The organism is Arthrobacter sp. Edens01 (assembly GCF_001307035.1).
GTDB lineage: Bacteria > Actinomycetota > Actinomycetes > Actinomycetales > Micrococcaceae > Arthrobacter_B.
Map to the genome: position 1 here is coordinate 200,932 of NZ_LKIU01000004.1, position 9,512 is coordinate 210,443.

Below are 9,512 nucleotides of genomic sequence, written 5' to 3' on the forward strand. Positions count from 1 at the left end.
CACCCTCCGGAAAGAACAGGCAAGAAATGATCGATCAGGACGTCATCCTTTCCATGGACGGCATCGTGAAGGAGTTCAACGGCGTCCGCGCGCTCGACGGCGTGTCCGTCGCCGTTCGGCGCGGTGAAGTGCACGGAATCTGCGGCGAGAACGGCGCTGGGAAATCCACGCTGATGAACGTGCTCAGCGGCGTGTACCCGCACGGCAGCTACTCCGGCACCATCTCCCTGGACGGGGAGGAGGTCCGCTACGGCTCCATCAATGACAGCGAGCGGGACGGGGTGGTGATCATCCACCAGGAGCTGGCGCTCAGTCCGTTCCTGTCCATCGCGGAGAACATCTTCCTGGGCAACGAGGTGCAGCGCGGCGGGGTGATCGACTGGAACCAGACCAACCTGCAGGCCGCCGCCCTGCTCAAACGCGTTGGGCTGGATGAGAACCCGGCCACGAAGATCCTGGAACTCGGCGTCGGCAAGCAGCAGCTGGTGGAAATCGCCAAGGCGCTGTCCAAGGAAGTGAAGCTGCTGATCCTGGATGAGCCGACGGCGGCACTGAACGACGGCGACTCGGCGCACCTTTTGGGGCTGATCGACCAGCTGCGCGAGGGCGGGATCACCTCCATTGTCATCTCCCACAAGCTCAAGGAAATCCGGGCCATTGCCGACACCGTCACCGTGATCCGGGACGGGAAAACGATCGACTCCTTCCCTGTGGAGGACAACGGTGAAATTGAAACCCGGATCATCCGTGCCATGGTCGGCCGGCCGCTGGACAGCCAGTTCCCGGACCGGGACCCGCAGGTTGGGGAGGAGAAGTTCCGGGTGGAGGACTGGACCGTCCACCACCCGATCGACGTCGACCGCGTGGTGGTCAACGATGTGTCCTTTAACGTGCGCGCCGGGGAGATCGTCGGGTTTGCCGGGCTGATGGGCGCCGGGCGCACCGAGCTGGCGATGAGTATCTTCGGCCGGTCCTGGGGGACCGGGGTGTCCGGGCGGGTCTATAAGGACGGCGTCGAAATCCAGACCCGCTCGGTGGGGGAAGCCATCCGGCACGGACTGGCGTACGTCAGCGAGGACCGCAAGCGGTACGGGCTGAACCTGATCGGGTCCGTGGTGGTGAACGTGTCCGCTGCGGCGCTGGGGAAACTGGCCCGGCTGGGCGTGATCGACAAGCACCGCGAATACGCCGTGGCGGATGACTACCGGCAGAAAATGAACATCCGCACACCGTCCGTGGCGTCCGTGGTGGCGAACCTGTCCGGCGGAAACCAGCAGAAGGTGGTGCTGAGCAAATGGATCTATTCCGGACCGGACGTGCTGATCCTGGACGAACCCACCCGGGGCATCGACGTCGGCGCCAAGTTCGAGATTTACGGAATCATCAACGAGATGGCCGCGCAGGGCAAAGCCGTGATCGTCATTTCAAGCGAGCTGCCGGAGCTGATCGGGCTCTGCGACCGCATCTACACCATCGCCGAAGGCCGGCTCACCGCCGAAGTTCCCCGCGAAGACGCCACGCAGGAAGAACTGATGCGGCACATGACCGCCGCCAGGACCGGATCAGGGACGGCTGCCCGTCCTGAATCCGCCCAAACTGAATCCGCCCGAATTGAAGGAGCACAGGGCCAGTGACCACAACTACTCCTGAACAGGCCAAGACACCGGCCCCGCCGCCTGCCGGAGGCCACGGCCGGAAACGGATGCGGATCGACCTGAGCCAGTACGGCATCCTCGCCGCACTGGTGGTGATCGTGCTGCTGTTCCAGGTCCTCACCGGCGGCCGGCTGCTGTATCCGGGCAACGTCAGCAACCTCATCCAGCAGAACGCGTACGTGCTGATCTTGGCGATCGGCATGGTCATGGTGATTATCGCCGGGCACATCGATCTGTCCGTGGGCTCGGTGGTCGCCACAGTGGGGGCCATCGCCGCCCTGGCGATGAACAACTGGGGCATGCCCTGGTGGGCCGCCGTCATTCTCTCCCTGGTGGTGGGGGCACTGATCGGGGCGTGGCAGGGATTCTGGGTGGCGTTCGTGGGGATACCCGCGTTCATTGTCACGCTGGCCGGCATGCTGGTGTTCCGCGGGGTCGCGCTGATCCTGCTCACCGGCGGAACCATCAGCGGCCTGCCCAGGCCGTTCAACGCGATCGGCAACGGAACGCTGCCGGCCACCGGCACCCCGGACCTGCTCACGCTGGGTATTGGGGCGCTCGCGTCCGTGGCACTGGTGGTGCAGCAGCTGAAGGCCCGCAGCGACCTGCGCAAGCTGGATCTGCCGCGGGAGCGGACGGCGTCGTTCGTGTTCAAGAACGCCGTGGCCGTGGCCGCGATCATGTACCTCTGCTATCTGCTGGCCTTCAACCGCGGCACGCCGATCATCCTGATCATCCTGGCGGCCCTGGTGCTGGCGTATTCGTTCCTGTTGAACCGAACGGTGTTTGGCCGGCACATCTACGCGATGGGCGGGAACCTGAACGCGGCGATGATGTCCGGTGTGAAAACCCGCTGGGTGAACTTCATGGTCTTCGTGAACATGGGCTTCCTTGCCGGTCTCGCAGCCGTGGTCAGCACGGCGCGTGCCGGTGGTGCCGTGGCGTCGGCGGGCGGCGGGTTTGAGCTGGATGCGATTGCTGCCGTGTTTATTGGCGGTGCGTCGGTGCAGGGCGGTGTTGGCACTGTGGTGGGTGCGGTGATCGGCGGGCTGGTGATGGGCGTGCTGAACCAGGGCTTGTCCATCCTGTCCGTGGACGCCGCCTGGCAGCAGGTGATCAAGGGCCTGGTACTGCTGCTTGCTGTTGCGGTCGGTTTTGCCCGGCGGGGGAGGAGAGCGCGGTAGGCGGGGTCCAGTAGGCTTCCCGCCATGGGGAATACACACACGCCCGAAGGGGCGGACCACGACTACTACCGGCGGCCTGCGGACGGCGTGGAGCCGCAGCGTTCGATGCAGATGCCTTCCGTGCAGATTGTCGACGACGGCGCGGGGAACGGAGGTTCTGTGCACGTCGGCGCTGGAGCTGACGCGGCCGGGGCCGGTGGCAGTGGGCGTTCCGGTATTCAGGAGCTAGGTCAGGCGGAACCTGCGGGCGCGGTTCCCGCTCCTGTCCCGGTCTGGCAGCGATTCAACTTTGCGCTCACTGCAGCCTGGACCCTTGTCGCAGTCCTGCTGGCCGTAGGCCTGGCGTGGCTGACCGGTGCGTTCTCCGCGCCGCAGATGTACTACGACCCGTCCACTAACCAGCCTTCCGACGGCTCCAGTACCGTCATCACGATGAACCTCTACAGCATGGGCCCGTTCATGTTCCTGTTCGGGATCCTGGGGGCTTTCACGCTGCTGGTGGTGCAGAGTGCGCGGTTCCGGCGGCCGGGCCGGTAACCCGTCTCTGGTCGGGTACGCCCGGTGAGGGAAGGATGCCCGGTAAGCGGGGTTCGGTAGGCTACCCGGCATGGGGAACACACAGACGCCTGACGGGACAGACTACGACTACTACCGGCGGCCCGCGGACGGCATTGAACCAGAGTGGCAGCGGCAGCCATCCGTGCAGATTGTTGATGACGGAGCCGGCACCGGTGCGGTGCCTGGCTCTGCCGGGGCAGCCGGCGATGGGCGGGAACCAATGGAGCCGAGGCCCACGGGGCCTGCGGGTGTGCCGCCGGACTCTCTGCCGTTCTGGCAGCGGTTCAACCTTGCGCTGGCGGCAGCGTGGGTCTTGGTCGGGCTGCTTTTGGCAGCGGGTCTGGCATGGTTCACCGGGGTTCTGCCCCCGTCGCAGATGATCTTCGACCCTTCGGGGAACAACTTGAATCCTCCCTCGAGCGTGATCGTCATGAACCTCCAAAGCATGGGTTCGCTGCCATTCCTGTTCGGACTTATGGGCGCGTTCACCCTGCTGACGGTGCAGGCGGCGGGGTTCCGGCGGAAGGCCCGGTCCTAGCACCGGCCGCACCCGTTTAGTCTTCTCGCGGGTGTCTTGGGCTGCTGCGACATGTGACCGTCAGTTTGCAGACTCTGACAGGTCGCCACTGTAGGATTGTAGACAAGTTACAGTGCTGCCTTCGCTGGACTGCGCGTCCTCGGAAGGCCCCTAGCGAAGTGTGGTTTCCGTTGGCAATCTTTGAGCCCGTAGTCCGCGAGTCAACGCCGTCGATCATTGCCGGAAAACTGAGGACTGCCATTGGCCGGGGGCAGATTCCGGCCGGCAGCCAGCTGGTGGAAACCGAGCTGGCACGGGAGCTGGGCGTGAGCCGCGGACCGTTGCGGGAAGCCATGCAGCGCCTCACCCAGGAGGGCCTGCTGATCAGCATCCGAAACCGCGGGATCTTCGTCATCACCATGACGGAGGAGGAAGTGCAGGACATGTACGTGGCGCGCACCGCCGTCGAACGTGCCGCAGCCGAACTGATCCTGCAGAAGGACGGCGGCAAGGACATCGCCGCACAGCTTTCACGCGTGGTCAAAGCCATGAAAAAGGCGGCCGACAAAGCGGACCTCGATGCCATGTCCGAAGCGGACATGGAGTACCACTCCACGCTGGTCGCAGCAGCTGAAAGCCCGCGCCTGAGCCGGATGCACAACACCCTCCTCACCGAGACCCGCATGTGCCTCACCGCTCTGGAACAGCGTTATCCCGACCCGCACACCCGGGTGGGTGAACACCAGGCTATTGCCGATGCGCTGGCGAAAGATGACCAGGATCTGGTGGGGAAACTGCTGATCCGGCACATGGACGATGCCCTGGACCGGCTGACCGGCAGCGGGAGCGCTGACGCCGCAACTGCCTAGCGGGCGGCTATTCCGTGCCGAAGGCTCGTCAACAAACAGACCCGTGCCGCAGGCACATCAGTGCATAGGCCCGGGCCGCGGCCAGCAGTTCAGCCACACTCACGGATTCGTTGACCTGATGCGCCTGGTCATTGAGACCGCCGGGACCCATCACGATCACCGGTATGCTGAAGTCCCGGGCAATAAACCCGCCGTCGCACGCCGCGGTCCAGCCCGTGACGGCACTGTCCACGCCAACTTCCGCCAACGCGGAGACAGTACCCGCAACCAGGGGATGGCCGGAGGTCGTGCGGAACCCGGGCATCTCCATGGTCACGGTCCCTTCGACGGTGATCCCATCGGAGTCGATCCCCGCTGCCCGGATCCCGGCGAGAAGCGAGGCCAGGATCTCCTCCGGATCCTCGCCGGGCATCAGTCGCCGGTCCAAGGACAGATGGCAGGAATCGGCGACCATCGAGGTGCCGGTTCCGCCGCGGATCATACCGGTGTTCCAGGAACCCGAACCCAGCAGAGGATCGGCGTCAGCCTGCAGCCGGGCGTGGTCCGCGCGGACCAGATCCAGGATCCGTGCCGCCGCATCGATGGCGTTGCGGCCGTCCGCAGGTCGCCCGGAGTGTGCTGACTTCCCGGTGACGTGCAGTTCGAGATAACTGTCGCCGCGGCAGGCTATGACTGTTTCGAGGTCTGTTGGTTCGGCCACCACGCACGCGGAATAGGGGAACGGGCCGGTGCCCGCGGTGAAGGCCCGGATGCCGAGACCGAGGTCTTCCTCATCCACGGTGCACGCAAGGGCAGCGGGCCCGGGCAGCTCGACGCCGGCAGTCCGCAGCGCCCTCAGCGCAATCAGGATGGCAGCCAAGCCGCCCTTCATGTCCGTGGAACCCCGGCCATACAGCCGCCCGCCGCGGACATACGGTTCAAACGCAGGCCGGTCCCAGCCGGAACCGGCGGGCACAACGTCGGAATGCCCCAGAAAGAGCAGGCCCGGCCGGGTGCCGCCCGGCAGCACCGCGGTGAGGTTCGGCCGGTCGGGAGCCACCTCGGACACCATCACTTCCAGCCCGGCCGCCCGGGCAAACTCCGCCAGCACCACGACGGTGGCAGCTTCGGTTCCACCGGGGTTTTCCCCGCCGGCAGAAATCAGCTCCGAGGCAAGCGCCACCAGTTCGTCTTCCCGGATGAGCTCCAGGACGGTCTCTTCCATAACGGAGGGCTTAACGCTCACGCACCCGCCCCGGAATCCAGCCCCGCCAGCTCCCGGTCCATCGCCCGGCGCAGCCGGAGAATGCCTTCCTCAGCCCGCTCGGGAGTGGTGGACGCGAAGCAGAGCCGCAGGGCGTCGTCGAACTTCCCGCTGGGAGACAGCGCCGGCCCGGGGATAAAGGCAACCCCTTCTGCCAGGGCCGTCTCAAAGAGTTTCTGCGTGGAGATCCGCGCGTCCGGTCCCTGCAGGGTGAGCCAGAGGAAAAAGCCGCCCTCGGGATCGGTGGTGGTGATGCGGCTGCCCAGATGCCGGTGCAGGTTCTCTTGCATGGCGTCCTTGCGGCGCTTGTACTCGGTGCGCAGTCCAGCGAGGTGGTCGTTCAGGCCGCCGCGGCGGATGAACTCAGCGACGAGGTGCTGGGCAGGAACATTGGTGCACGTGTCCATGGCCTGCTTGGCGTTGATGACCAGCTGCCGGAGTGAGGGATCGGTGTCCACCCAGCCCACGCGCAGGCCGGGGGCCAGGATCTTGGAGAACGTGCGGACCGAGAAGAGCAGCGGATCGCCCGGGCTCAGCGCCTGCAGCGACGGCAGATCCTCACCCTGGAAACGGAGCAGGCCGTAGGGGTCGTCGTCGATGATGACGGCGTTCCACTCGTGGGCCAGTTCCAGCAGCCGGTGCCTCCGCTCCAGGGAGAGGGTGACGCCGGAGGGATTCTGGAAGTTGGGGATCGTGTAAATGGCCTTCGGCGTCCGCCCGGCCGCGGCGATAAGCTCCGGCAGGGCCTCCACGATCAGACCGTCCTGGTCCACCGGGGCTTCCAGCAGGTCCGCGCCGTAGCTCAGCGCGGTGGCGCTGCCGTTGGTGTAGGTGGGGCTCTCCACGATCACCAGGTCACCGGGATTGATGAAGATCTTGCAGGCCAGGTCCAGGCCCTGCATGCCTCCTGCGGTGATGGTGATGCGGTCGGCGTCCACAGGGTCCGCGGTTCCGGCCAGATAGTCCACCAGCGCCTCCAGCAGCACCGGTTCGCCCTCGGTGGCGCCGTAGGTCAGGGAGCTGTGGTCCAGCACCTGTGCGGCAATATCCCTGAACTCCTCCAGCGGCACTGCTTCGTCGGCCGGGGAACCCATGGCGAAACGGACAATGTCATGTGTCTGGGACGCCAGCAGCGAGGTACTTGAATCAATCACGGAGCCCACCAGCCCGGCGGCACGGTCTGCCAGGGGAAGTATGGCCCGGTCGCCAGCGGCGGAACGCGTCGGCTGGGAGCGGGCGGCGTAGGAGTTCACGGTCATCGGTTAGCTGCCTTTCTGGAGCAGTTCGCGCGGGAAGCTGGTGAGTGTTTCCACGCCGTCGGAACTGACGCAGATTGATTCGGAAAGTTCGTAGCCGTAGCCTTCCATCCACATGCCGCCAATGAGGTGGAAGGTCATGTTCTCCGCGAGGATGGTCTCGTCCTCGGAGCGGAGGGAGATGGTGCGCTCGCCCCAGTCCGGCGGATAGCCGATCCCGATCGAATAGCCGATGCGGGACGGCTTCTCCAGTCCGTACTTGCCCAGGGTCCGGTTCCAGGTGCGGGCCAGTTCGCTGACCGGTACTCCGGGCTGGATTTCGGTGAGCACCGCGTCCAGCCCGTCAGCAACGGCGTCGGCCAGTTTCCCGAGCCGGGGCGAGGGAGTGCCGAGTACCACCGTGCGCGCCAGCGGGGCGTGATAGCGGCGGTACGCTCCGGCGAGTTCCACCACCACCGCCTGCCCGGCCTGGAAGCGGTCCTCGCTCCAGGTCAGGTGCGGGGTGTCTGCCGCTTCACCGGTGGGGAGCATCGGCACAATCGCCGGGTAGTCCCCGCCGGTGCCGTCCACACCGGTGATCTGTGCCTGGCTGATGGCCGCTGCGGCGTCGCACTGGCGGACGCCGACGGCGATGCTCGCGACGGCGGCTTCCATGGCTCCGTTGCAGATCCGCGCGGCTTGGCGCATCAGGTCGAGCTCGGCGGGCGACTTGACCGACCGGACCCAGTTCACGAGTTCGAAGCAGTCCACCAGCGTCCACTCCGGCAGTGCATTGACCAGGGCGCGGTAACCCTTGGGGGAGAAGAAATGGGAGTCCATCTCCAGGCCCACGCAGCCCGCTGCTGCCGGGGCAATCAGCGCGCGCTCGCGGAGGGCGAAGGCAATCCAGTCAAAGGGATGCAGGTGCGGCCGGTGCACGTACCGCTCCGGATAGCCCACGATGTTGTCCGGCGGAAGCCAGCTGGTGCGTGATGCGCCGCCGGCGTCCATTTCCCGGGCGAAGAAGAGCATTGGCCCGTCGGCGGGTACAAAGAGGACCTGGGGTGTGTAGAAGGACCAGGCGTTGTACCCGGTGAGGTAGTAGAGGTTCGCCGGGTCCGTCACCAGCAGGGCCGAGAGACCCTGCCGGGCCATGCGTGCACGGACTCCGGCAAGCCGGGCGTCGTATTCCTCTTGGCTGAACAGCAAACGGGTACCTCCACATAGCTGGAAACTGCTGGAACGGCGGTTAGACGGATGAACTCACATAGCCGCGCTGCTTGTCCACCACGTTCTCCGGGATACTGCCGGCGGACCAGCGCTGGAGGTTGGTGAGGAACTGCAGCGCCAGGGTGTTCCGCCAGCCCCGGATGTCCCCGGACATATGTGCGGAAACGTGCACGTTCTCCGTGCCCCAGAACGGGTGGGAGGCGGGCACTGGCTCTTCGCGGAAGACATCCAGGGACGCGGCCGCGATTTGGCCGGTTCGGAGCGCCTGCAGCAGGGCGTCTTCATCCACGAGGGCTCCGCGGCCCACGTTGACCAGGTGGGCGGAGGGCTTCATGGCGGCCAGGACGGCGCCGTCCACCAGATCCCGGGTCTGGTCGGTGAGCGGTGCGGCGAGGACCAGGTGGTCTGCCCAGCCGGCGTGTTCTGCCAGTTCTGCGCTGGGAACCACCGTGCCAAAGTCCGGGTCGTCCTCCCGTGCGGTCCGTCCCACGCCGCGGACGGAGAGCCCGACGGCGCGCAGCAGCCTTGCTGTCGCACGCCCGATTCCGCCGGTGCCTACCACCAGGGCGCGGGAGCCATGTGTACCGGTGAGTTCGCGGTGCTGCCACACTGCCTCCTGCTGCAGTCGCTTGGACAGATGCAGCTGTTTGTCCTGCGCCAGGACGGACGCGAGGACAAACTCGGCGATCGGCTGGTCGAAGACGCCGTGGGCGTTCGTCAGAACCACATCCGAACGGCGAAGGTCCTCAAAGAGCATGGCATCTACGCCGGCGGCTGCCACGTGGACCCATTCCAGCGAATCGGCATAGGGCCAGGCATCGGCCAGCGCGGAGGAGAAAAAGTCCCAGAGGAACAGTGCCCGGGCCCCCGGCATCGCATTGGCGAGGCCGGCGGCGTCGGTGATCCTCACGTCTGCCAGGGCCTGGATCTCCGCCAGATTACTGGGCAGGGGCTGGCCGGGAGCCGCTAGGATGACCAGACGCGGTTTGCTCACAGTGTTACTCACGCCACAACCGTATCT

At 66.0% G+C, this 9,512-nt stretch carries 9 protein-coding genes; 5 read left to right on the forward strand and 4 right to left on the reverse strand.

The features are described from left to right. Nucleotides 1–26: 26 nt before the first annotated feature. The 5 genes from mmsA to AO716_RS05890 all read left to right on the forward strand — a co-directional run bounded on the left by mmsA (nt 27) and on the right by AO716_RS05890 (nt 4,783). On the forward strand, nt 27–1,634 hold the full coding sequence (gene mmsA, locus AO716_RS05870; RefSeq protein ID WP_082413354.1) for a multiple monosaccharide ABC transporter ATP-binding protein: 1,608 nt from the start codon (nt 27–29) through the stop codon (nt 1,632–1,634). After that, a complete protein-coding gene (gene mmsB, locus AO716_RS05875) occupies nt 1,631–2,839 on the forward strand; it encodes a multiple monosaccharide ABC transporter permease (protein ID WP_055240019.1) in 1,209 nt (402 codons plus the stop codon). The genes mmsA and mmsB overlap by 4 nt, the downstream gene beginning before the upstream one ends. A gap of 24 nt (nt 2,840–2,863) precedes the next feature. Further along, nucleotides 2,864–3,376, forward strand: coding sequence for a hypothetical protein (locus tag AO716_RS05880; RefSeq protein ID WP_055240020.1), 513 nt, complete (start codon nt 2,864–2,866; stop codon nt 3,374–3,376). 70 nt (nt 3,377–3,446) lie between these two features. Then, nucleotides 3,447–3,935, forward strand: a complete 489-nt coding sequence (locus AO716_RS05885) for a hypothetical protein (RefSeq protein WP_055240021.1) — start codon at nt 3,447–3,449, stop codon at nt 3,933–3,935. 170 nt (nt 3,936–4,105) lie between these two features. Further along, nucleotides 4,106–4,783, forward strand: a complete 678-nt coding sequence (locus AO716_RS05890; protein ID WP_082413380.1) for a GntR family transcriptional regulator — start codon at nt 4,106–4,108, stop codon at nt 4,781–4,783. A 28-nt stretch (nt 4,784–4,811) separates the two neighbouring features. Here the strand turns inward: AO716_RS05890 and AO716_RS05895 are convergent, their stop codons facing one another. From AO716_RS05895 to AO716_RS05910, 4 genes are read right to left on the reverse strand one after another with little or no spacing between them, the layout of a single operon-like run. Next, entirely contained in the window at nt 4,812–5,987 is a 1,176-nt protein-coding gene (locus tag AO716_RS05895; protein ID WP_082413381.1) for a M20 family metallopeptidase, read from the reverse strand. 17 nt (nt 5,988–6,004) lie between these two features. Next, nucleotides 6,005–7,285: a PLP-dependent aminotransferase family protein gene (locus tag AO716_RS05900; protein ID WP_055240023.1), complete on the reverse strand. Its 1,281-nt coding sequence runs from the start codon at nt 7,283–7,285 to the stop codon at nt 6,005–6,007. Between the two features lie 3 nt (nt 7,286–7,288). Continuing rightward, entirely contained in the window at nt 7,289–8,470 is a 1,182-nt protein-coding gene (locus tag AO716_RS05905) for a M24 family metallopeptidase (protein ID WP_055240024.1), read from the reverse strand. A gap of 40 nt (nt 8,471–8,510) precedes the next feature. Further along, complete coding sequence (locus AO716_RS05910; protein WP_055240025.1) at nt 8,511–9,497, reverse strand: D-2-hydroxyacid dehydrogenase; 987 nt, start codon at nt 9,495–9,497, stop codon at nt 8,511–8,513. Nucleotides 9,498–9,512 lie beyond the last annotated feature (15 nt).